Raw genomic sequence first — 22,860 nt, 5'->3', positions numbered from 1 at the left:
AATATCATCTTCACGTTACGACAGATCGGACGTAAATGCTCGCCTGGCTCCAGCAATCTGTAAACTTCAGGGAAGAATTGCTGGAGGGAAAGTTTGCTCCCGTCCGTGCCGATTACTACTCGGGTCCGCCAGGTAAGCCGCTACGGCTCCTGCTTCAGGCGCGGACGGATTTCCTGTCGATCTGGCGCGCCAGCGACTATACCGAAACGGTGTCGCAGGTCCGGATTCTCGGCCGGCAGATCATCGTCGTCAACTCGCCCGATCTGATCCGACAGGTGGTCGTCAAGCGACATGAGAACTTCGAACGCAAGAGCCCGCAGATGCGCCGGGCGCTCGAGTTTCTGCTCGGCGACGGGTTGTTCATCTCGGATGGAGACACCTGGAAGCAGCGCCGGCCGCTGGTGGCCGACATCGTCCACGCCAAGAGAGTGCCGTCCTTCGGTCCTGTCATGGAGAAGACGACCAGCGAACTGGTCGAGCGCTGGAACCAGATGCCCGACGGTGCCGAGGTCAACGCCCTGCACGAAATGGCGGGCCTGACCGCCGAGATCATCGCACGCAGCGTCTTCGGCAACCAACTCGGAGACGACAGTGCGGCCGCCGTGACCGAGGGCTTCACCAGCTACCAGTCGCTGGTCGATTCCATCAACATCGGCTATTTCCTCGGCTTCGACGACGGCTTGCCCGTCCTGCGCACACCGAGCCTGCGCCGCTCGGTCAAGCGCATCCATGGGACCATCGACAAGGTGGTGGAGGATCACCTTGCCGGGCGCGGCGATCACAATTCGATGGTCGAACTGCTCATCCGGCGGCAGCAGCGAAATCCGGAGCTGAAGCTCGACCTTGTCGCCTTGCGCAACGAGGCCGCGACCATCTTCATGGCCGGTCACGAGACGACGGCAGCCACACTTACCTGGACCTGGTATCTGCTTTCGAAAGCAGGCTGGATCGAGAAGGCCGTGCACGACGAGATCGCCAGGGTCTGCGGCGACCGGACGCCGACGATCGACGACGTGCCGCGGCTCGAATGGTGCCGGGCCGTCATTGAAGAAACGCTTCGCCTTTACCCGCCGGTTCCGATCCTGGCGCGACAGACGCGCGAGGCGGACATGATCGGCGACGTTGCCGCCGAGCCGGGCTCGCTCGTCCTGATCGTGCCATGGCTCTTGCACCGCACGGAAAGTCTGTTCGAAGACCCACACCACTTCCATCCGGAGCGGTTCACCGAAGGCCGTCGCCCGACGCCCTACAGCTTCATTCCCTTCGCCAGCGGCCCCCGCGTCTGCCCGGGCCTGCATTTCGGCCTGACGGAAGCGATCCTCTGCCTGGCGATCATCGCTCAGCGCTACCGGGTTCGCCTGCGCGAACGCCACGCGGTCGAGCCGATCTGCCGGCTGACCCTCAGACCGAAGGGCGGGCTTCCGGTCACTTTACACAGGCGAGAAGGCACGTCGCATGGCGCCGGATAATCCTGGCGTCAGGGGACCGATTGCCAAGCGCAAGGCCTGGACTTTCGCTGAGGAGCAACCGCCGCGTCTTGGGGACGCATTGGCAGGCGGTGACCGGTCCCGGGCCTTCCGGCGCTATTGGATTACCGACAATCTGTGGAACCTTGCCAATCTCACTGCCCATTTCGGCATGAAGCTTCTGCCGATGGATGCATGCTCACGCCTGGGGGCCGCACTCGGCCTTTTCGTGGTGCCGCGCTTTCACAAGATCGCCACGCAGCGCGCCCGGGATACGATCAAACATCTGCGTCCGGACCTGAGCCCCGAGGAACAGGAAGCCTTGTTCCTCGAAAACTGCCAGGCCCAGGGACGGCTGATGACAGAATTTTCCGTCATCAACAGGTTGCAGCGGCATGGCGAGAGGTTGCGGACCGATGGCCTTGCTCCGATCCGCGACGTGGCGAAAGACGGCCCCGTCGTCCTCGTCGGGCTTCATCTCGGAAATTGGGAAGTTGGGACGATCGCGTTCCGCAGTCTCGGTCTCCAGCCTCATGCCTTCTACGTACCACCCAAGAGCCGTGCCAAAGCATGGATCGCCGAGCGCGTCCGCAGCAAGGCCGGATTGCGGTTTCTGCCGCCGGGCATGGAAGGAATCCGACCGGCGATCAAGATCCTGAAGAGCGGCGGCGTCGTCAGTATGTTCTGCGACGAAGGCTTTGGCGGCATCATCCGCGGACCGTTCTTCGATCGCAAACCTCATCAGGAAGGCAATCTCGCGCTTGCCATCCGCCTGGCGCGCATGACGGGTGCCACGATCTGCCCCTGGTACGGCTTGCGCACCGACGGTTTCCGTTTCGAATGCCAGGCGCTGGAGCCCCTCCGGCTTCCGGCTTCCGATGAGCCGAATGCACGCCTCGTGAAAGATATGCTGCTGTTGAACGATGCGATCGAGCCCGTCGTTCGCGCGCATCTCGACCAATGGTATTTCCTGGACAACGCGCTTCGGCCGGAATGACGCCTCATGGTTTTCCGCCCACTTGGCTTCCATGATATGATCAGCGCTTGATGCCTTCAGACCCCGGCCTATTTACATTGGGCGGGGATCCGAGGTCCCCGCATTCCTGACCGATAAAACGGAAGGAGGAGCCCATGGGACTGAAGCATGCGGATATCACCGCTATCCTTGGCCCGGTCGACGAGACACTGATGGCCGAGTTGCTGGCGACGGGGGCCACGGCCGGCGAACTCGCCGAGGCCATTGCTTGGGTCAACAACGACGAGGCGCTGATCGGCGAAGGCCGCCACTTGCCGGCTGGCCGGGTTGCGGCGTTGATCGATATCCTGACGCCGGACAATGACGAGGAACGGGACTTCGCGACCTAGCCGATCAGGCGGCGAGGCTGCGCTAGTGATTTTTGATTGCATGCAAGGTTGCCCCCGCGCGGCGGGCGGCGGGAGCATCAGGCCACGTGTTTTGTGTTGAGGGAGGTCAACGATGGCAGCCAAGGAAGTCAAGTTCAGTAGCGATGCCCGCGACCGTATGCTGCGTGGCGTCGATATCCTCGCCGATGCCGTGAAAGTGACGCTCGGCCCGAAGGGGCGGAACGTGGTGATCGACAAGGCCTTCGGTGCGCCGCGCGTCACCAAGGATGGCGTCTCGGTTGCCAAGGAGATCGAGCTCGAAGACAAGTTCGAGAACATGGGGGCGCAGATGCTGCGCATGGTGGCGTCACGCACCAGCGATGTTGCCGGCGACGGAACGACGACGGCCACGGTGCTTGCTCAAGCGATAGTCCGGGAAGGCGTCAAGGCAATCGCCTCGGGTATGAACCCGATGGACCTCAAGCGCGGCATCGACCTCGCCGTCGAGGCGATCGTGGCACAACTGAAGATCCATGCCCGCAAGATTTCCAACAACGAGGAAATCGCCCAAGTCGGCACGATCTCCGCCAACGGCGACAAGGAAATCGGCAACTATCTGGCACAGGCGATGGAGCGCGTCGGCAACGAGGGTGTGATCACCGTCGAGGAGGCCAAGACCGCCGAGATCGAACTTGAGATCGTCGAGGGCATGCAGTTCGACCGCGGCTATCTCTCCCCCTATTTCATTACCGACCAGGAGAAGATGCGCGTCGAATTTGAGGACCCGTACATTCTCATCCACGAGAAGAAACTCTCCAACCTCCAGGCCATGATCCCGATTCTCGAATCGGTCATCCAGGCGAGCCGTCCCTTGCTGATCATCGCCGAGGATGTGGAGGGCGAAGCGCTTGCCACGCTCGTCGTCAACAAGCTGCGCGGCGGTCTCAAGATCGCAGCCGTCAAGGCCCCCGGGTTTGGAGATCGGCGCAAGGCCATCCTCGAGGACATCGCCATCCTGACGGGCGGCACGGTCATTTCCGAGGATCTCGGCATCAAGCTTGAAAACGTGACGCTCGACACGCTCGGGCACGCCAAGCGGGTGATGGTCGAGAAGGAAAACACCACGATCGTCGATGGCGCCGGAACGAAGGCGGATATCGGCGGACGTGTCAGCCAGATCAAGGCACAGATCGAGGAAACGACCTCCGACTATGATCGGGAAAAGCTGCAGGAACGGCTCGCCAAACTCGCCGGCGGCGTTGCGGTGATCCGGGTTGGCGGCTCGACCGAAGTCGAAGTGAAGGAAAAGAAGGACCGGGTCGACGATGCCCTGCATGCGACGCGAGCCGCGGTAGAGGAAGGCATTCTGCCCGGCGGCGGCGTCGCGCTGCTGAGGGTCGTCCACGCGCTCGACGGGCTCAAGGCCGCCAATGACGATCAGCGCGTCGGCATCGAGATCGTTCGGCGGGCGCTCGAGGCGCCGGCGCGCCAGATCGCCGAGAATGCTGGCGCTGAAGGTTCGGTGATCGTTGGAAAGCTGCGGGAGAACAGTGACTTTGCCCACGGCTGGAACGCCCAGACCGGAGAGTACGGCGATCTGTTCCGCATGGGTGTCATCGACCCCGCAAAGGTCGTGCGCGCGGCGCTGCAGGATGCGGCTTCCGTCGCCGGCCTGCTGGTGACGACCGAGGCCATGATCGCCGAAAAACCGAAAAAGAACGGACCGACGCCTCCGTCTGGTGCTGGAATGGACTTCTGACGGCCGCCAGACGCTCATTCTCGCATGGCGAACGCGACCGTCGAGGGCTTGGGGCCAATTCAGCCGCGCCGTTCTACGGCAAGCACTGAACCCAGATCACAGGCAGACCATGAAAAAAGCCCGGCGAAACGATCGCCGGGCTTTCGTTTTTGACAGGTCTCTTCGACCTCAATCCTTCTTCTGCGGGATCGGGCGAAGCGCCAGTTCACGCAGCTGGGCCGGCGTCGCCTCGGACGGCGCCCCCATCAGGAGGTCGACCGCCTGCTGGTTCATCGGGAAGATCGAAATCTCGCGCAGGTTCTTCGCGCCGACGAGCAGCATGACGACGCGGTCGATGCCGAATGCCATGCCGCCATGCGGAGGCGCGCCGTACTGGAACGCACGGTAGAGGCCGCCGAACTGCTCTTCGACTTCCTGCTGCGACTTGCCGGTCAGCTCGAAGGCCTTGACCATGACTTCCGGGAGCTGGTTACGGATCGAGCCGGAGGCGATCTCGAAGCCGTTGCAGACCATGTCGTACTGGTAGGCCTTGAGCGACAGCGGATCTTCGGTGTTCAGCGCCTCGAGGCCACCCTGCGGCATCGAGAAGGGGTTGTGGGCGAAATCGATCTTCTTTTCGTCTTCCAGCCATTCGTAGAACGGGAAGTCGACGATCCAGCAGAATTCAAAGCGGTCACGGTCGACGAGGTTCAGCTCCTCGCCGGCGCGTGTGCGGGCTTCGCCAGCAAACTTGTAGAACTTCGAAGGGTCGCCGGCGACGAAGAAGCAGGCGTCGCCGTCATCGAGGCCAAGCTGGGTGCGGATCGCATCGGTGCGTTCCTCGCCGATGTTCTTGGCAAGCGGACCGGCGCCTTCGAGCTTTTCGCCTTCCTTGCGCCAGAAGATGTAGCCGAGGCCCGGCTGGCCCTGGCTCTGGGCCCAGGCGTTCATGCGGTCGCAGAAGGCGCGCGAGCCACCGGTCTTGGCCGGGATCGCCCAGACTTCAACCTTCGGGTTCGAGGCGATCATGTTCGCGAAAACCTTGAAGCCGGAGCCGGCGAAGTGCTCGGTAACCGCCTGCATCTCGATCGGGTTGCGCAGATCCGGCTTGTCGGAGCCGTATTTGCGGATCGCCGTGTCATAGGGGATGCGCGGGAACTTTTCCGTCACCGGCTTGCCATCGGCAAACTCGACGAAGATCTCGCGGATGACCGGCTCCATCGTCGACCACACGTCTTCCTGCTCGACGAAGCTCATTTCCAGGTCGAGTTGGTAGAACTCGCCCGGCAGGCGGTCGGCGCGCGGGTCTTCGTCGCGGAAGCACGGCGCGATCTGGAAGTAACGGTCGAAGCCGGCAACCATCAAGAGCTGCTTGTACTGCTGCGGCGCCTGCGGCAGGGCATAGAAGTTGCCGGGGTGGATACGCGACGGAACCAGGAAGTCGCGTGCGCCTTCCGGTGACGATGCGGTCAGGATCGGGGTCGTGTATTCGGTAAAGCCGACTTCGCCCATGTGGCGGCGCATCGACGAGATGATCTGGGTGCGCTTGACGATGTTCTTGTGCAGCGTGTCGCGGCGCAGGTCGAGGAAGCGGTACTTGAGACGCACGTCTTCCGGATAGTCGGGCTCGCCGAAGACCGGCAGCGGCAGTTCCTTGGCAGCCGAGAGTACCTCGATCTCCTGCGCGTAGAGCTCGATTTCGCCGGTCGGCATGCCTTTGTTGACGGTGTCGTCGGTGCGAGCCTTGACGCGGCCGTCGATGCGGATGACCCACTCGCCGCGAACGGTTTCAGCCGACTTGAAGGCCGGGCTGTCCGGATCGGCGACGACCTGGGTGATGCCGTAGTGGTCGCGCAGGTCGATGAAGAGCACGCCGCCATGGTCACGGACACGGTGGACCCAGCCCGAAAGGCGAACGGTGGAGCCGACGTCCGACTTGCGGAGGGCGGCACAGGTGTGGCTGCGGTAACGATGCATCGTTTTATCCCGGAATTGCGAAAGAGCCGCGCAGGCTCGTGGGACACGGCGCGCGGCACATGGTCAAAATCGGGCGGAAAAGCGCATGATGCGCCGGCTTTGTCAAGCCGCGCGACCGCCGCCGCCCCAGATGGAGATGCGTTCTAAACCAAGGAAACGGCCAGTCCAAGACCGCTTGAGACAGAAGCAGGCCGAAATGCCGCGAAAAGAACGGCAATCGTCACAATTCGGGGCTGTCCGGCCACGGAATGCGGGGCTACACATTGGAAGGCCTCACAATGATCCCCCGAGTCGCGGCCGCTTTCCCGGATGTCGCCTGCCCCATGTCTCAGATTCGCCCGCTCATCCCCCTCCTCGTCACCGCAGGCATCCTCATCGGCGGCAATGGCCTGCAGGGCACCTTCATCTCGCTTCGTGCGTTGGAGGAAGGTTTCTCGACATCCCTGATCGGCGTCGTCGGGGCCGGCTACAATATCGGTTTCGCGCTCGGCTGCGTCTATGTCACCCGCATGCTGCGCGCCATCGGCCACATCCGCACGTTCTCGGCCATGGCGGCAATTGCCTCCGCCGCGGCCATTTCGATGATACTCGTCATCAACCCGCTGATGTGGTTTCTGATGCGGCTGCTTGCCGGCATCTGCTTCGCCTGCCTGTTTGCGACCGTCGAAAGCTGGCTGAACGCCAGCGTCACCAACGCCAACCGGGCGCGTACGCTTTCCGTCTATCGCCTCGTCGACCTTGGATCGGTGACGGCGGCGCAATATGTCATCCCCGGCATCGGCCTCGAGGGCTTCGAACTCTTCGCCATCATCTCCATGGCACTGACACTGTCGCTCGTGCCGATCTCTTTTGCCGACCGGTCGAGCCCGGTGGCACCGGAAGCGATCCGGTTCGACGTCAAGGCGCTCTGGAACATTTCGCCACTCGCGACCGTCGGCTGCATCGTCGTCGGCCTCACCAACGCCGCCTTCCGCTCGCTCGGGCCCATCTACGCCCAGGGCATCGGCCTTTCCGTGACGGCGATCGCCACCTTCATGAGCGCCGGCATCATCGGCGGCGTCGTGTTGCAATATCCGCTCGGCCATTATTCCGACCGGATCGACCGCCGGCTGATCATCCTGATCGCCACTTTCGGCTCGCTGCTCGCCGGCCTGTTCCTGGCCTTCGGCGCCGGCAACGACGAATGGCTGAACTTTGCCGGCATCTTCCTCTTCGGCGCTTTTGCCATGCCGCTCTATTCGCTCTGCTCGGCGCATGCCAACGACCACGCAGCCGAGGGGCAGCATGCGCTGGTATCTGCCGGCATGCTGTTCTTCTGGTCGCTCGGCGCGATCATCGGGCCTCTTTTTGCGTCCTTCCTGCTCGACATCTTCGGGCCGCAGGCGCTCTTCATCTACACGGCGGCGATCCTCTTCCTGTTCATGCTCTACACCCTGCAGCGCATGACGGCGCGCGGGCCAGTGCCCGCCGGAGAGCGTGCGATGCCGTTCCGCAACCTTTTGCGCACCTCGTCCTTCTTCAACAAGCTCGCCGCCGGCAACAACCACAAGCGCAAGGATGGCTGAGCCTGCGGCAAGATGCGCGCAGTTCGGATTATTGCTGAACTCCACAATCAGGTTTAGAACCGGCAGCAACCTGAACAGCAGCCGAGATTGCCGAAATGCCCGTCATCAGCCGCCGTACTTTTCTTCAAGGCTCCGCTGCTCTGGGAGGTGCCTTTGCGCTCGGGGCGGGCATGGCGGCACGCGCCGGGGCCGCGCCGGATCCGCAGACCCTGACGGCACGTCTCACCGAGGCGCAGATCGCCAGGGATGGCGTGACGCCGAAGGTGATGACCTACGGTTTGGGCGAGGCTGAGAACAGCGGCGTGCCGCCGGTCCTGCGCATGCGCAAGGGTGAGCCTTACGCCGCGCGTCTCATCAACCGGCTCGACGAGCCGACGACGGTGCACTGGCACGGCGTTCGCATCGCCAACGCCATGGATGGCGTTCCCGAGCTGACGCAGCCCTATGTCTATCCGGGCGACCACTTCGACTATCTCTTCACGCCGCCGGACGCCGGCACCTTCTGGTACCATCCGCACTGCAACACGCTGACCCAGATGGGCAGCGGGCTCACCGGCGTGATCGTCGTCGAGAACCCCGAGGATCCGGTCTTCGATGCCGAGATCGTGCTCAACCTCCGCGACTGGCGGCTTGGCACGGGCGGCGCCTTCATCGATCCGTTCAAGCCGCGCGATGCCGCGCGCGGCGGCACCTATGGCACGGTGCGCACCGCCAACTGGCAGCAGGAACCGACTTACGACGCACCGGCCGGCGGGCTCATTCGCGTGCGCATCGCCGCGACCGACGTTACCCGCATCTACACGATCGGCCTCGATGGCGCTGAGGCGATGGTGATCGCGCTCGACGGCAACCCGGTCGACAAACCCTTTTCCCTCGATCGCTACGACTTCGGGCCAGGCCAGCGTGTCGACCTGGCGTTGCGCATGCCCGATGGCGAGGGCCAGACCGTTTCCCTCGGCAATTTCCGCGGATCGCATCCCTGGACCATCGCACGCTTCCGGGCGATCGGCGCGTCGCTGAAACGCGACCTTAGGGATGTCGCCCCCCTGCCCGCCAACCCGATCGCCGAGGCGGATCTCTCCGTCGCGACCCGTGTGCCGATCGAGCTGACGGCGACGGCCGAGCACAAGGCGGCGCCTTCGATCTGCGGCTCTCTCGGCTATACGTTCTGGGCGATCAACAAGGTGCCGTGGCCAGGCGACACGCCGGACCCGATCGCGCCGATCGAGGAGATGAAACTCGGCAAGAGCTATGTTCTTGAGGTCGCCAACCGGACGCCGCACGCGCATCCGATCCATCTGCACGGCCTGAGCTTCCGCATCCTCAATTCCAACAAGCGGACTTTCCTGCCGCCGCCGACCGATACGATCCTGCTTTTGCCCGACGAACAGGCGGAAGTGGCGCTAGTAGCGGACAATCCGGGCGACTGGGTCATCCATTGCCACATCATCGAGCATCAGAAGACCGGCATGACGGGTTATTTCAAGATCGTCTGAGAATTTCGATTGTGACAGATGCCGCGAAGAGCTACACGAAAATCTAAGCCGCATTTTTGCCACAGTGATTTAAATCTGATGATTGAAACAACCACAGACCTTGAGGCCGCCTGCGAGCAGCTGGCCCGTTCAAATTATATTACGATTGACACCGAATTCCTGCGCGAGACGACCTTCTGGCCGGAGCTCTGCCTGATCCAGATGGCAAGTCCGGATCTCGCCGTCATTGTCGACCCGATGGCCAAAGGCATCGACCTTTCGCCCTTCTTCGCGCTGATGGCCAATCCTGAAGTCATCAAGGTATTCCATGCCGCGCGTCAGGACATCGAGATCATCTTCCATCTCGGCAACCTCATTCCGCACCCGATCTTCGACACACAGGTCGCGGCCATGGTTTGCGGCTTCGGCGATAGCGTCTCCTATGACCAGCTCGTCAACCGCGTGACTGGCACGCAGATCGACAAGTCCTCACGCTTTACCGACTGGAGCCGCCGGCCGCTGACCGACAAGCAGCTCGACTATGCGCTCGCCGACGTCACGCATCTGCGCGACATCTACAAGTACCTGGCCGCAGAGCTGGAACGCGAGGGGCGCTCGTTGTGGCTGACTGAAGAGATGGCGATCCTTGAGGCACGCGACACCTATGACCTGCATCCGGACGACGCCTGGCAGCGTCTCAAGATGCGCGTCAAGAAACCGATCGAACTCGCCGTCCTCAAGACCGTCGCTGCCTGGCGCGAACGCGAGGCGCGCGCCCGCAACGTACCGCGCGGCCGCATCCTGAAAGACGACGCCATCTACGAGATTGCCCAGCAGCAGCCGAAGGACGCGGAAGCCCTGGGACGGCTTAGGACCGTTCCCAAGGGCTGGGAACGGTCCAGCGCCGGAACTGCGGTCATCGAGGCGGTCAACGAGGCGCTCGCGATCCCGAAGACCGATCTGCCGAAGCTACCGCGCCAAAACCATACGCCGGAAGGCGCCGCTGCCGCAGGCGAAATGCTCAAGGTTCTTTTGAAGCTCATCGCCGAAAAGCAGGGCGTGGCCGCGAAGATCATCGCCAACAGCGACGATCTCGACAGGATCGCCGCCGAAGGCGAGAAGGCCGATGTCGGCGCACTCAAGGGCTGGCGGCGCGAACTCTTCGGTGAAACCGCGCTGAAGCTCATCAACGGCGAAGTGGCTCTTCGTTTCGTCGACAAGAAGATCGAGACGGTGGAGCTCGGCAGCTAGATCACCTTTGCGACAGGTGGCAAATGGTATCGGGCGGAGTCAAGTTTCCGCCCGAATCCGGCTCTAGCTGAAAGCCGGGCGGAACAGAATCACCATCGTCTCGAACGAAGGTGACTACTGCATGTTTCCTTTAATCGTACCCGATTAAAGGGCAAAAACATGCAGAAATTCAAAGTGCTACAGCGACCCTTGCGCGTCTGATAAGACGCGCGCCGCTGTTGGCGTGGCAGAGCGGCAACGTTGCGTGCCGACTGACACGTATGCCGCTTCTTCCGTACCGGGGCTTCCTATGCGTTGGCGCTTCTCCACTTTCGAAGGACTTCTGCTGCTGCTCGTCATCGCGGGCGCAGGGGCAGTTTACGCATGGGTTTTCTATGGAAAGGGCGCCCTGATCGGCGCCACCTACGCGCTCTTTATGTGCCTGCCGATCATTGCCTTCGAGAGACGCATCATCTTCCGGCGCCTCAATCGGCGGATCCACGCCTTCTCGACGCCCGTCTTCTTTGTCGCCTCGCTTGCGATCTACTTCGTGCTTCTCGACGTCGGCTACGCGGCGGCCGGCCTGATCATGCAGACAAGCGGCGTTATGGACGACAACTGGATGGAGGCGATGACGCCATCCAAGACGGTCCTGCTCTTCGCATTGGGCATCTCGGGTTCGCTCGTCTTCATCCTCCGGGTTCGCGAGCTTTTAGGCCGCGATGTCTTTCTGAGCCTGCTGACGGGCCGTTACCGCAATCCGGTTCAGGAAGAGCGCGTCTTCCTGTTCGTCGACCTCGCCGGCTCGACCAGCTACGCCGAGAAACACGGCGACCTCAGGATGCAGGAATATCTCGGCCGGCTGTTCGCGACGATTGCCGACCCTGTGCTGCGCTATCGGGGGTCGATAGACGACTATGTGGGCGACGCTGCCGTCATCACCTGGCCCTTCGACCGCGCCACCAACAATGCGGCCTGCATTCATTGCGTCTTCGACATTCTGGAAATTATTGATGTGGAGGCGCACCGCTGGCAGAAGGAATTCGGCGAGGTCCCGCGCCTGCGCGCTGCCCTTCATGGCGGCACCATCGTCGCTGCCGAAATCGGCCTCGACAGGCACAAGATCACCTATTTCGGCGATACGGTGAACACCACCGCCCGGCTGGAAGGCTTTTGCAAGACACTCGGCCACCAGGTGCTGATCTCCACCGACCTCGCCCGCAAGATGCGTCTGCCGCACTATGTCCGGGTCGAGGATCTCGGCGAGCACGCGATCAAGGGCCGCGGTCAAAAGCTCGGCGTTCTGGCACTGCGTGTCGGAGGCTCAACGCCTGCCCTTGCGCCCAGTGCGGCGGAATAGTCACGGTCGGGCTGTAGCCGCTTCAGCCGTGCAGTTTTGCGCCCTTGGTAATCTTGTCGACCAGCTTCTTGTCCGCATGGATGGCGATGCCGGCGACCGCGGCATCGTCCGGTCTGGTTTCCGCGAAAACCGCGCGATTGGCATTGTCGTGGCCGGTGGCGAACATGCCGTCGACATAGATCGAGGCTCGTATTTCTCTTTCGATCGCACGTCGTTGAATGTTGCCGAGTGTCTTCCCATCTGCAGCGAGCACGATGATCGGCTGGACACTCAGGGCGTTGTAGACGTTGCCGGCGCCGTCGCGATAGTCTTCACCGATGATATCGGGCTTCTGCCCGGCAATACCGGTGGCGAGGAAGGCGGTGACGTTCAGCTTCTGCCAGGTTGCCAGGTCTTCGCGCAATACGATCGCAAATTTGGTATCGAACATGACGGTCATCTCCATTTCAGCCCGACAGGGCGTGCCGGAAGACGCATTATCGGAGGGTGCTGCCGTCGATCTTGAACGATTGTGCGGGACTCAAGGTGACGGTATCCGGGTCGCTCCCGCCGTCGATGGCATCGAGCGCATAGAAGCGCGCCTGCATGGGAAATTCTTTGAGCCGCACCGCCACGACACCTATGCGATCGGCGTGACGCTGGGCGGCATCCAGACATTCCAGTACCGCGGCGAAAGCCGCTTCAGCAAACCCGGGAGCATCATCATCCTCCACCCGGACGAGATCCACGATGGCGGCGCGGGAACGGAGATCGGGCTGCGCTATCGGATGATGTATCTGCAGCCGGAACGCTTGCTAGCCGCGCTCGGAGAAACGGGGCGCGCCCTGCCCTTCGTCGCAGCACCTGTCGTGGGTGACGAGGCCCTGCGGCAGGCGGTCGGAGAAGCCGTGATGGACCTCGACAATGGCATCGACGAGCTGGCGCTTGACGACATCCTCGTTCGGATCGCGGAGGGCCTCTACCGGCATGCCGGCGCCAAGGACATCAAGCCCGGAAAGGCCGACAAGCACGCCGTTCTGGAGGCAACCGAATACCTTCGCGCCAATCTCGAGCGGCCCGTGGGTTCCCAGGAACTCGAGGCCGTCAGCGGGCTCGATCGCTTCACGCTGGCGAGGCAGTTCCGCAAAGTTCTCGGCACAAGCCCGCATCGCTACCTCCTGATGCGCCGGCTGGAGCGCGCCCGGCAGATGATTGCCAGGGGAGAAAGTCTTGCAGGTGCTGCGCTCGAAACCGGCTTTGCCGACCAGGCGCATTTCACCCGCCATTTCAAGCGCGCCTATGGCATAACACCAGGACGCTGGGCGAGCCTCGCCGTCGCCGGCTGAGCCTGTCACCAAAGCTTCATCGGTCTGTCAGACAAGCATCACCCCTTCGTCATCTAAGCCGCCTATCGGGTTGCGGTCTACAGCGCCGCGCGTCTTATCAGACGCGTAAAGGTCGCTGTAGTACTTCGAATTGCTGCATGTCTTTGTCCTTAAATCGAGGGCGATTTAAGGAGGCATGCAGGAGGCTCCAACCCATGGTGACTTTTATGACGAAAACGCTTCTCGCCACCGCGGCGCTCTCACTTTTGATGACGATGGCCGCCTCGGCCGAGGAAAAGTCCTTCACCGCAACGCTGAAGGGTCACGCGATCCTGCCGGCGAACACGATCATCGCCGCTCCCTCGGATGCACCCGATTACCTGAAGACCTCCGGCAAGTTCACCTCCGCGGACCGCAAGCGCGCAGAAGCGCTCGGCACCGTGCCGGGCAAGGACGGCGTTCGCCCGACCGGGCTTTCGCTGCCCTTCAACGGCCAGCCGATGCAAGGCTTTTCCGGCATCAAGGCGATGGAGGACGGTACGTTCTGGAGCCTCTCCGACAATGGCTTCGGCAACAAGCTGAACTCCACCGACGCCATGCTGATGCTGCATCACGTCAAGATGGACTGGGATGGGGGCAAGGTCGAAGCGCTGAAGACCCTCTTCCTCACCGACCCGGACAAGAAGGCACCCCTCCCGATCGTCATGGAAGGTTCTGACAAGCGCTATCTCACCGGGGCGGATTTCGACGTCGAATCGATCCAGCCGGTCGCCGACGGCTTCTGGGTTGGCGAAGAATTCGGACCCTACATCCTCAAGTTCGATCTCGACGGCAAGCTGACGGACGTGGTTGCGACGACGGTCGATGGCAAGCCGGTCCTGTCGCCCGACAATCCGACGCTGACGCTGCAGGCCGACCCGTCGAAGAAGACGCCCGCTTTCAACCTGAAGCGCTCCGGCGGCTATGAAGGCATGGCCCTTTCCAAGGATGGCAGCAAGCTCTATGGCCTGCTCGAAGGCCCCCTCTGGACGGACGGCGAAACGGTCGAGCAGGCCGATGGTCGCCCGGCGCTGCGCATCATCGAACTCGATGTCGCGAGCAAGGCCTGGACCGGTCGCAGCTGGCTCTATCCGCTGGCTGAAGGCGGCGAGGCGATCGGCGACTTCAACATGCTCGACGACAAGACCGCGCTGGTGATCGAACGCGACAACGGCGCCGGCACGGTCGACAAGGCGTGTGCCGACCCGAAGGACCCGAAGCCGGACTGCTTCGCCACCGGCTCCAAGGTCAAGCGCATCTACAAGATCGCCTTCGATGACAGCAATGTCGGCAAGGCCGTCCGCAAGATCGGGTACATCGACCTGCTCAAAATCGCCGACCCGGATAACAAGAAGCGCCAGGGCGGCGGCGAAGGCTTCTACGACATGCCCTTCGTCACCATCGAGAACGTCGACCGCGTCAATGAGACCCACATCATCGTCGGCAACGACAACAACCTGCCGTTCTCGGCCGGTCGCGCGCTCGACAAGGCCGATGACAATGAATTCGTGCTGCTCGAAGTCGGCGATTTCCTGAAGGCCGAATAATCAAAAAGGGCGCGCCAGCCCAGGTTGGCGCGCCCTTTCCGCAAGAAACAAGATTTTCCTCAGCCTCAGCTTTCGAAGTGGAAAGCGAGCCTCTTGCCGGTGAGCTTGCCGAGTTGCTGCAGGCGCCCATCCAGCCGCTCGCCGGCAAACTCCGAATAGGCGGCCGGAACGACGATCTCGAGATCCACGTCCGGCTGGGACGATTTGCGGAACGTCAGGTTCTGCGTAATCCCCGGCATCGACGCCGAGAACAGGTAGGCGACACGAAGCAGGCCGCCGAGCAGCTTCGCCAGTTCCAGCAAGCGCGGCGTGGTGATACCGGCAAGCGCGTTCGTGGCGCCGTCATCGTTCAGCCCTTCGAAGCGGTAGTAGTTGGCAAGCGCGATATAGGCGCGGCCCGCATGGGTGATACCGGAGAAGGTCGAGTGGGCGATGATGTTCAGCGCCTGCAGGCCGCGATAGTCGGGATGCGCGCGCCAGCTGATATCGGCGAGCAGGCACGCGGCCTGACGATAACGGCTTTCCTCTTCCGTCTCTTCTATCCCGAAGAACGGCACCATGCGGCCCGTCCAGTCGGCCAGTTCACGCGCATGCTCGGGTGAGCGGGCGCGCAGGATGGCGATTTCATTCGCCGCCGTCAGCAGCGGATCCTGGGCGCGTTCCTCGTCCTTCAGCAACGAGAACAGATAGCCTTCGCGCACACCGAGTGCCGAGAAGGAAATCCGCTCCGGCTTCATGATCGAGAGCGCTTCCTGCATGGCGATCGCCCCGAAGGGCAGAAGGCTGCGGCGGCTCTTCGAGATCGTCGCATAGGCCGACGGCTTGATGCTCTTCGGCTCGATCACTTCAGGCAGCAGCGCCATCGCCTCGTCGTAGGAAATCTCGTAGCCCTGCATCATGTGCAGCGGATAGTCCCGGGTCTCCATGTGCAGCTTGGCGATCGAGCGCCATGTGCCGCCGACGGCGTAGAAGGTGCGGCCCGTACCGGTCCTCAGCACGGCCGAGTTCTTCATGAACTTGCGCACCCAGGTGCGCGCTTTCGTGAGCGAGCCATTGCTGTGTTCGAACAGCCGGATGCCGCCGAGCGGCAGGGTGATACCCTTGCCGATCTTCGTGCCCGAGACGTCGACGAGCTCAAGGGAACCGCCGCCAAGGTCGCCGACGACGCCATCAGGATCGTGATAGCCGCTGACGATACCCATCGCGGAATAATAGGCCTCCTCCTCGCCAGTGAGGATACGGACCTTATGGCCGAGGATCGCCTCCGCCTTCTCGATGAAGGCCGGACCGTTGCTCGCTTCGCGTGCTGCCGCCGTGGCGAGCACATACATCGATATGGCACGCGCCTGCTTCGAGAGCGCGTGGAAGCGATGCAGCGCCCTGAGCGCGCGCTCGACGCTTTCTTCGTCCATGCGTCCGGTCGCATCGATGCCCTTGCCGAGACCGCACATCACCTTTTCGTTGAACAGCATGGCCGGCGAGCGGCTCAGGCCTTCATAGACGACAAGGCGGATGGAGTTCGAACCGATATCGATAACGGAAACCGGGCGGATGCCGGGCAGACGCCCCTGCGCTTCTGATTCGACCATGCAATTCCAGTTTATTTGTGCCAGCCGCTCTTCCAGCCAGCTATGAGCTTCGGTGCGCTGGACTTCAGGGCTTCACCCCGGCCGGAGAGGCTGGGATTGGTCATGAAATAGTGCTGTGCGTTGAAAGGCTCGGCGTCCTTGCCGACTTCCATCCGGCGAGAGGTGCCATCAGGAAGAATTTCGTAGCTCTGCTGGTTGTCGATGAGATTGCCCAGCATGATCTGCGACAGAACCTGTTCGTGCACAGTCCGGTTGATGAGAGGCACGAGCGTCTCGACCCGCCGGTCCAGATTGCGCGGCATCATATCCGCCGAGCCGATATAGACAAGGGCATTTTCCGATGGAAGCCCATGGCCGTTGCCGAAGCAGAATATGCGGGAATGTTCGAGGAAACGGCCGACGATGGACTTGACACGGATGTTGTCGGAGAGCCCGGGGACTTGCGGCCGAAGGCAGCAGATGCCGCGCACCACGAGGTCGATCTCGACGCCGGCGCGGCTCGCCTTGTAGAGCGCGTCGATGATTTCCGGGTCGACGAGAGAATTCATCTTCATCCAGATCGCCGCCGGGCGCCCGGCCTTGGCATGTTCGATCTCTTCGTCGACGTGCTTGAGGATGCGCGGGCGCAGCGTGTGCGGCGAAACCGCGAGCTTCATGCCGGCTTCCGGCTCGCCATAGCCGGTGATGAAGTTGAAGATGTTCGCCATGTCGTGGGCGATCACCGGGTTGCAGGTGAAGAACGACAGGTCGGTATAGATCTTCGCCGTCACCGGGTGATAGTTGCCGGTGCCGAGGTGGCAGTAGGTCCTGAGCCTGCCTTCCTCACGCCGCACCACCATCGACATCTTGGCGTGAGTCTTGAGTTCGATGAAACCGAAAACGACCTGCACGCCGGCGCGCTCGAGGTCGCGCGCCCAGCGGATATTGGCCTCCTCGTCGAAACGGGCCTTGAGCTCGACCAGCGCCGTCACCGACTTGCCGGCTTCAGCCGCATCGATCAGCGCGCGCACGATCGGACTGTCGTTCGAGGTGCGGTAGAGCGTCTGCTTGATGGCGACCACTTCAGGATCGCGTGCCGCCTGCAACAGGAACTGCACGACGACGTCGAAGGATTCGTAGGGGTGGTGGACCACCATGTCCTTCTCGCGGATCGCCGCCAGGCAATCGCCGACATGCTCGCGGACGCGCTCGGGAAAGCGCGGATTGTAGGGGTCGAAGCGCAGATCGTCGCGCGGCGCCTTGGTGATTTCAGAGAGCGTGTTGAGCGCCAGCAGGCCGGGGAGAACGGCGATGCGGTTTTCCGGAACGCCGAGTTCCTGCACGACGAACTGGCGCAGCGACGCCGGCATTTCCGAATCGGTCTCGATGCGGATCACCGAACCACGGCGACGGCGCTTCAACGCGGTTTCGAAGAAGCGCACCAGGTCTTCGGCTTCTTCCTCCACTTCGATATCGCTGTCGCGGATGATGCGGAAGGTACCGGAACCCTTGACCTCGTAACCGGGGAACAGCCGATCGATGAACTGGCTGACCATATCTTCGAGCGTAATATAGCGGATGACGTTCTTGACGTCGGGCAGCCGGATAAAGCGGTCGAGCGCGACCGGCAGGCGCAAGAGCGCGGTCATCGGCTCGCGGCCAGTCTTGCTGACGAGCTGCAGGCCCATCGAGAAGCCTAAGTTCGGAATGAACGGGAACGGGTGCGCCGGATCGATCGAGAGCGGCGTCAGCACCGGGAAGATCGACTGGTCGAACTCGTTGGCAAGCCAGCTCCTGTCCTGCGCCGACAGCGACGCCGGGCGCACGATCAGGATGTCTTCCTTGGCGAGATACTGCTGCAGGACCGCAAGCGAGGCCTGCTGCTCCATCTGCAGATTGTCGATTTCCTTGAGGATGTCTTCGAGCTGTTCGACCGGCGTCTTACCATCGGGCGAGCGCATGGAAAGGCCCTGGCGCACCTGCCCTTCCAGGCCCGCAACGCGCACCATGAAGAACTCGTCGAGGTTGGCAGCGGAGATCGACAGGAAGCGAATCCGCTCCAGCAGCGGATGTGCCGTATTCAGCGTTTCTTCGAGCACGCGACGATTGAACTGCAGCCAGGAGAATTCGCGGTTGATGAAGCGCCGCGGGCTGGTCAGCAGATCGATGTCCTCCACTGCCGCCTGGTTTTCGTTCACCGCCGATACCGCGTTATCCATGCTCATTCGATCCCATTGCTCCGGCTGCACCGGCTATCTCAGTTTGACGACGGTTCTGTGACAGTCAATCGGACCGCCGCCGATTCCCCAGTTCTTCGAGAACTTCGGAAGCAAGTGCCCGGCTGAGCTTCGTTCCGCGGGAAAGCGCCAGATGGTCGATGCGCTCGACGATCGTCTGCGCCGCCTCCAGCGACCGCTCCATGCGCTGAACGATATAGCCCACGAGCCGCTCGTCGACGAAGAGCTGGCGGTCGGCGAAAAGCTTGATCAGCACCTGCGTCAGCAACTCGTCATCCGGCTCGCCGATCTCGACGATGGTCGCCGCCTTCAGGCGCGAGCGCAGATCCGGCAGCGTAACCGGCCAGGACATCGGCCAGAGCCGCGTCGTCATCAGGAGACCGGTGCCATGCTGGCGCACGTTGTTGATGACGTGGAAAAGCGTCGTGTCGTCAAAGCCGCTGCGGTCGGCGTCCTCGAAGAGGACAGGCTTTTCCGCGGCGATCAGGGCGGCATCGGAGCCGGCGAGCGGATGGATCGTTTCGGCCCCTGCCCGCTCTTTCCAGATGCTGGCGAGATGCGATTTGCCGGAGCCGACCGGCCCGGCGATGATGACGACCGGCGACGGCCAGTCCGGCCAGTGGTCGACGATGGCGATCGCAGCGCTCAGCCTGTCGGAGACGAGCAGGTCCTCACGGCCCGTCGCCGGGTCGTGGCCGAAGGCCAGGGGTATTTGTTCGAATGGGCGTTTTGTCATGCTGTACTCGGGACAATCGTCGGAAATCAGGCGGCCTTGTCGCTCTTCGCCTTCTTTTCCACGGCCTTGCCGTGCCCGTGATAGAGGTCGCTATCAAGGTACCGCTGGATGCCGAAGCGGACAAGCACGCCGATGGCGGCTGCTGCCGGCACCGCCACCAGCAGACCGACGAAGCCGAAGAGCGCGCCGAAGGCAAGGAGCGCAAACATCAGCCAGACCGGATGCAGGCCGACGCTTTTACCCACCAGCTTCGGCTGGAGGATGTTGCCCTCCATGAACTGACCGCTGAAGAAAACTGCAAGCACGAGGCCGATCCAAAGGTAGTCCGGCCAGAACTGCACCAGGGCAACGCCAACAGCGAGCACGAGGCCGACCATGGATCCGACATAGGGAATGAAGCTGATCATGCCGGCGAAGAGGCCGATCAGCAGGCCGAAATTGAGACCGACCAGCGACAGGCCGATACCGTAATAGAGTCCAAGGATGACGCAGAGCGAGCCCTGCCCGCGCACGAAGCCGGCGATCGTCGTGTTCATGTCTCGGGCGATCTGGCGCACATCCGAGACGTAGTCGCGCGGAACCCAGCTGTCGACCTTCTCCACCATCCGGTCCCAGTCGAGCAGAATATAGAAGGCGACGACAGGGGTAACGACCAGCAGCGAAATGACATCGAGCAGCGCCACGCCGGAGTTCCAGATCTGCTGGAAGAGCGTGCCGACGAAAGCGGCTCCCTGTTCCAGCAGCTTGCCGGAGCTCTGCTTGAGCGACGGCATCTGGCTCGCCAGCCAATCGGGGATCAGGCGCGTCTGCGCTTCGTTGACGAGCAATTGCAGCTTGGCGGCGTAGCCCGGGATGTTCGCGATGAAATCCGAGGCCTGGCTGACGACCACGGGAATGATGACCATGAGCGCCAGCACGAAGACCACGACGAAGCCGATCAGGATGACGACCGTCGCCATCAACCGGCTGAGGCCAAGCCGCTCGAGACGGTCGGCGACCGGATCGAGGAAATAGGCAAGCGCCATGCCGGCAAGGAACGGCAGCAGGATAGAGCTGAAAACCATGAGGAAGGCAATGAAGGCGGCAAGCACCAGCAGCCAGAATATAACCTGGCGCTGCAATCCGGAACCGCTGACCTTGATATCCATGACACTCCCTTTAGATCGCGATGATTTTAGGTCGGGTCGACCTAAAATCATAACCGTGGTCGCTTGTCACAAGCGAGGGCGGGATGCGGGCGGAAAACCGCGCACACTTTTCCACATCCCGCGCTGGCGCGCCGCATGCGCCGATCGCGTATCACAACCCTGCAAGGAGATAGGGGGCGGCGCGGGCGCCGGTCAAGTCCAACCGGGTGAGGCCGCACGGTTTGGAGCTATGCTGCTTCGCTTCTATCGTGGGATATGGGCAAAATGTTGAAAAAACGCCGCCAATGCATGCTCTCGGCTTGCACTCCCTTGCCTGCCGTGCCAATCGCATCCGCAAAATATCTGTCGCACGACGAGCCTTGGAGAACGAGCATGAGCCAGTCGGGAAAGAACGGCCTCACCTATAGCGATGCGGGCGTGGATATCGACGCCGGCAACCTGATGGTCGAGAAGATCAAGCCGCATGTGCGCTCGACGAGGCGTCCGGGTGCCGACGGCGAGATCGGCGGCTTCGGCGGTCTCTTCGACCTGAAGGCGGCAGGCTTCACCGACCCGGTTCTGGTTGCGGCCAATGACGGCGTCGGCACCAAGCTCAAGATCGCCATCGACGCCAACAAGCACGACACCGTCGGCATCGACCTCGTTGCCATGTGCGTCAACGACCTGGTGGTCCAGGGCGCCGAGCCGCTGTTCTTCCTCGACTATTTCGCGACCGGCAAGCTCGACCCGGACCAGGGTGCCGCGATCGTCGCCGGCATTGCCAGCGGCTGCCGCGAAGCGGGCTGCGCGCTGATTGGCGGCGAGACCGCCGAGATGCCGGGCATGTATTCGGGTGGCGATTATGATCTCGCAGGCTTTGCCGTCGGCGCTGCCGAACGCGGCCAACTCCTTCCCGCCGGCGACATCGGCGAAGGCGACGTCATCCTCGGCCTCGCATCGTCGGGCGTTCACTCCAACGGCTACTCGCTGGTGCGCAAGATCGTCGCGCTCTCGGGCCTTGCCTGGGACGCACCCGCGCCGTTCGGCGAAGGCACGCTTGCCGATCTCCTGATGACGCCGACGCGCATCTATGTGAAGCCGCTCTTGAAGGCGATCCGCGAGACCGGCGCGATCAAGGCGCTCGCCCATATCACCGGCGGCGGCTTCCCCGAGAACATTCCGCGCGTGCTGCCGAAGCACCTCGCCGCCGAGATCGACCTCGATGCGATCAAGGCGCCGAAGGTGTTCTCCTGGCTTGCACAGACCGGCGGCGTTGCTGCCAACGAGATGCTGCGCACCTTCAACTGCGGCGTCGGCATGATCGTCGTCGTCCCGGCGGACAAGGCTGCGGAGATCGCCTCTGTGCTGACCGACGAAGGTGAAACCGTCTTCACGCTCGGCCGGATGGTCGCGCGCGACGAAGGTGCTGCCGGCACGATCTACAAGGGCACCCTCGCCCTATGACGACTGAGGTCTCGACGGGCAAGAAGCGGGTCGTCGTCTTCATTTCGGGTGGCGGCTCCAACATGCTGGCGCTGGCGAAAGCCGCGGCCGAGCCAGGTTTTCCCGCCGAGATCGTTGCGGTCATCGCCGACAAGGCGGATGCCGGCGGCCTCGTCAAGGCGGCAGCACTCGGTATTGCCACACGCAGTTTCCTGCGCAAGGATTTCGACAGCAAGGACGCCCACGAGGCGGCAATCCTTGCCGAGCTCGATCGCCTATCGCCGGATATCATCTGCCTGGCCGGCTATATGCGGCTGCTTTCGGCAACCTTCATCCAGCGCCATCAAGGGCGGATCCTCAACATCCACCCCTCGCTGCTGCCGCTCTTCCCCGGCTTGCACACCCATCAGCGGGCGATCGACGCCGGCATGAAGGTCGCCGGCTGCACGGTGCACTTCGTGACCGAAGGCATGGACGAAGGCCCGATCCTCGCGCAGGCAGTGGTGCCGGTTCTCCCCGGCGATACATCCGAAAGCCTTGCAGCGCGGGTGCTGACCGTCGAGCACCGCACCTATCCGATGGCGCTCCGGCTGATGGCCGAGGGCAAGGTGCGCATGGAAGATGGTCGCGCGGTGAGCCATAGCGCTGCCGAAGCAACCGCCACGCTGATCTCGCCTGCCGCCTGATTAGAGCACCCCGCTTTC

At 62.6% G+C, this 22,860-nt stretch carries 18 protein-coding genes; 12 read left to right on the top strand and 6 right to left on the bottom strand.

Translation table 11 applies throughout. From position 1 onward, the window contains the following. Positions 1 to 35: 35 nt before the first annotated feature. The 4 genes from BLU35_RS04315 to groL all read left to right on the top strand — a co-directional run bounded on the left by BLU35_RS04315 (position 36) and on the right by groL (position 4,569). Entirely contained in the window at positions 36 to 1,469 is a 1,434-nt protein-coding gene (locus BLU35_RS04315; RefSeq protein ID WP_093232197.1) for a cytochrome P450, read from the top strand. After that, entirely contained in the window at positions 1,456 to 2,463 is a 1,008-nt protein-coding gene (locus tag BLU35_RS04310; protein WP_093232196.1) for a lysophospholipid acyltransferase family protein, read from the top strand. Before BLU35_RS04315 ends, BLU35_RS04310 begins: the two co-directional genes overlap by 14 nt. A gap of 134 nt (positions 2,464 to 2,597) precedes the next feature. Then, positions 2,598 to 2,831 (top strand): hypothetical protein, encoded by a 234-nt coding sequence (locus BLU35_RS04305; protein WP_057252607.1) that lies wholly within the window; start codon positions 2,598 to 2,600, stop codon positions 2,829 to 2,831. A gap of 112 nt (positions 2,832 to 2,943) precedes the next feature. After that, a complete protein-coding gene (groL, locus tag BLU35_RS04300) occupies positions 2,944 to 4,569 on the top strand; it encodes a chaperonin GroEL (RefSeq protein ID WP_057252609.1) in 1,626 nt (541 codons plus the stop codon). A gap of 168 nt (positions 4,570 to 4,737) precedes the next feature. Here the strand turns inward: groL and aspS are convergent, their stop codons facing one another. Then, a complete protein-coding gene (gene aspS / locus BLU35_RS04295) occupies positions 4,738 to 6,525 on the bottom strand; it encodes an aspartate--tRNA ligase (protein WP_057252612.1) in 1,788 nt (595 codons plus the stop codon). A 323-nt stretch (positions 6,526 to 6,848) separates the two neighbouring features. On the opposite strand from aspS, the gene BLU35_RS04290 reads away from it, so the two are divergent. The 4 genes from BLU35_RS04290 to BLU35_RS04275 all read left to right on the top strand — a co-directional run bounded on the left by BLU35_RS04290 (position 6,849) and on the right by BLU35_RS04275 (position 12,155). Beyond that, on the top strand, positions 6,849 to 8,090 hold the full coding sequence (locus tag BLU35_RS04290) for an MFS transporter (protein ID WP_093232335.1): 1,242 nt from the start codon (positions 6,849 to 6,851) through the stop codon (positions 8,088 to 8,090). Between the two features lie 95 nt (positions 8,091 to 8,185). Next, complete coding sequence (locus BLU35_RS04285; RefSeq protein WP_093232195.1) at positions 8,186 to 9,586, top strand: multicopper oxidase family protein; 1,401 nt, start codon at positions 8,186 to 8,188, stop codon at positions 9,584 to 9,586. 78 nt (positions 9,587 to 9,664) lie between these two features. Further along, positions 9,665 to 10,816 (top strand): ribonuclease D, encoded by a 1,152-nt coding sequence (rnd, locus tag BLU35_RS04280; protein ID WP_057252617.1) that lies wholly within the window; start codon positions 9,665 to 9,667, stop codon positions 10,814 to 10,816. 289 nt (positions 10,817 to 11,105) lie between these two features. Beyond that, complete coding sequence (locus BLU35_RS04275) at positions 11,106 to 12,155, top strand: adenylate/guanylate cyclase domain-containing protein (RefSeq protein WP_093232194.1); 1,050 nt, start codon at positions 11,106 to 11,108, stop codon at positions 12,153 to 12,155. A 22-nt stretch (positions 12,156 to 12,177) separates the two neighbouring features. Here BLU35_RS04275 and BLU35_RS04270 read toward each other — a convergent pair whose 3' ends face one another. Next, positions 12,178 to 12,585 carry a DUF2000 family protein gene (locus tag BLU35_RS04270; RefSeq protein ID WP_093232334.1) on the bottom strand — a complete coding sequence of 136 codons (408 nt, stop codon included), beginning with the start codon at positions 12,583 to 12,585 and terminating at the stop codon, positions 12,178 to 12,180. Here BLU35_RS04270 and BLU35_RS04265 point away from each other — a divergent pair. Together BLU35_RS04265 and BLU35_RS04260 are read left to right on the top strand one after the other, a co-directional pair. Beyond that, a complete protein-coding gene (locus tag BLU35_RS04265) occupies positions 12,584 to 13,480 on the top strand; it encodes an AraC family transcriptional regulator (RefSeq protein ID WP_082640646.1) in 897 nt (298 codons plus the stop codon). The two genes, BLU35_RS04270 and BLU35_RS04265, sit on opposite strands and share 2 nt — an antisense overlap. Before the next feature lie 206 nt (positions 13,481 to 13,686). Beyond that, entirely contained in the window at positions 13,687 to 15,045 is a 1,359-nt protein-coding gene (locus tag BLU35_RS04260; protein WP_093232333.1) for an esterase-like activity of phytase family protein, read from the top strand. Positions 15,046 to 15,110: 65 nt separating this feature from the next. Here BLU35_RS04260 and ppx read toward each other — a convergent pair whose 3' ends face one another. The 4 genes from ppx to BLU35_RS04240 form a co-directional block, all read right to left on the bottom strand. Further along, positions 15,111 to 16,634: an exopolyphosphatase gene (gene ppx / locus BLU35_RS04255; protein WP_058329393.1), complete on the bottom strand. Its 1,524-nt coding sequence runs from the start codon at positions 16,632 to 16,634 to the stop codon at positions 15,111 to 15,113. A gap of 11 nt (positions 16,635 to 16,645) precedes the next feature. Then, entirely contained in the window at positions 16,646 to 18,832 is a 2,187-nt protein-coding gene (locus BLU35_RS04250) for an RNA degradosome polyphosphate kinase (RefSeq protein WP_093232332.1), read from the bottom strand. 64 nt (positions 18,833 to 18,896) lie between these two features. Further along, positions 18,897 to 19,586: a DnaA regulatory inactivator HdaA gene (gene hdaA / locus BLU35_RS04245; RefSeq protein ID WP_093232193.1), complete on the bottom strand. Its 690-nt coding sequence runs from the start codon at positions 19,584 to 19,586 to the stop codon at positions 18,897 to 18,899. Positions 19,587 to 19,612: 26 nt separating this feature from the next. After that, positions 19,613 to 20,734: an AI-2E family transporter gene (locus BLU35_RS04240; protein WP_058329395.1), complete on the bottom strand. Its 1,122-nt coding sequence runs from the start codon at positions 20,732 to 20,734 to the stop codon at positions 19,613 to 19,615. Positions 20,735 to 21,106: 372 nt separating this feature from the next. Between BLU35_RS04240 and purM the strand changes: the two genes are divergently transcribed. Together purM and purN are read left to right on the top strand one after the other, a co-directional pair. Continuing rightward, complete coding sequence (gene purM / locus BLU35_RS04235; protein ID WP_058329396.1) at positions 21,107 to 22,177, top strand: phosphoribosylformylglycinamidine cyclo-ligase; 1,071 nt, start codon at positions 21,107 to 21,109, stop codon at positions 22,175 to 22,177. After that, on the top strand, positions 22,174 to 22,842 hold the full coding sequence (purN, locus tag BLU35_RS04230; protein WP_057252632.1) for a phosphoribosylglycinamide formyltransferase: 669 nt from the start codon (positions 22,174 to 22,176) through the stop codon (positions 22,840 to 22,842). Before purM ends, purN begins: the two co-directional genes overlap by 4 nt. The last annotated feature ends 18 nt before the right edge of the window (positions 22,843 to 22,860 follow it).

This window comes from Sinorhizobium sp. NFACC03 (assembly GCF_900103435.1).
Taxonomy (GTDB): Bacteria; Pseudomonadota; Alphaproteobacteria; order Rhizobiales; family Rhizobiaceae; genus Ensifer.
This window is presented reverse-complemented; position numbering and strand designations above follow the sequence as displayed.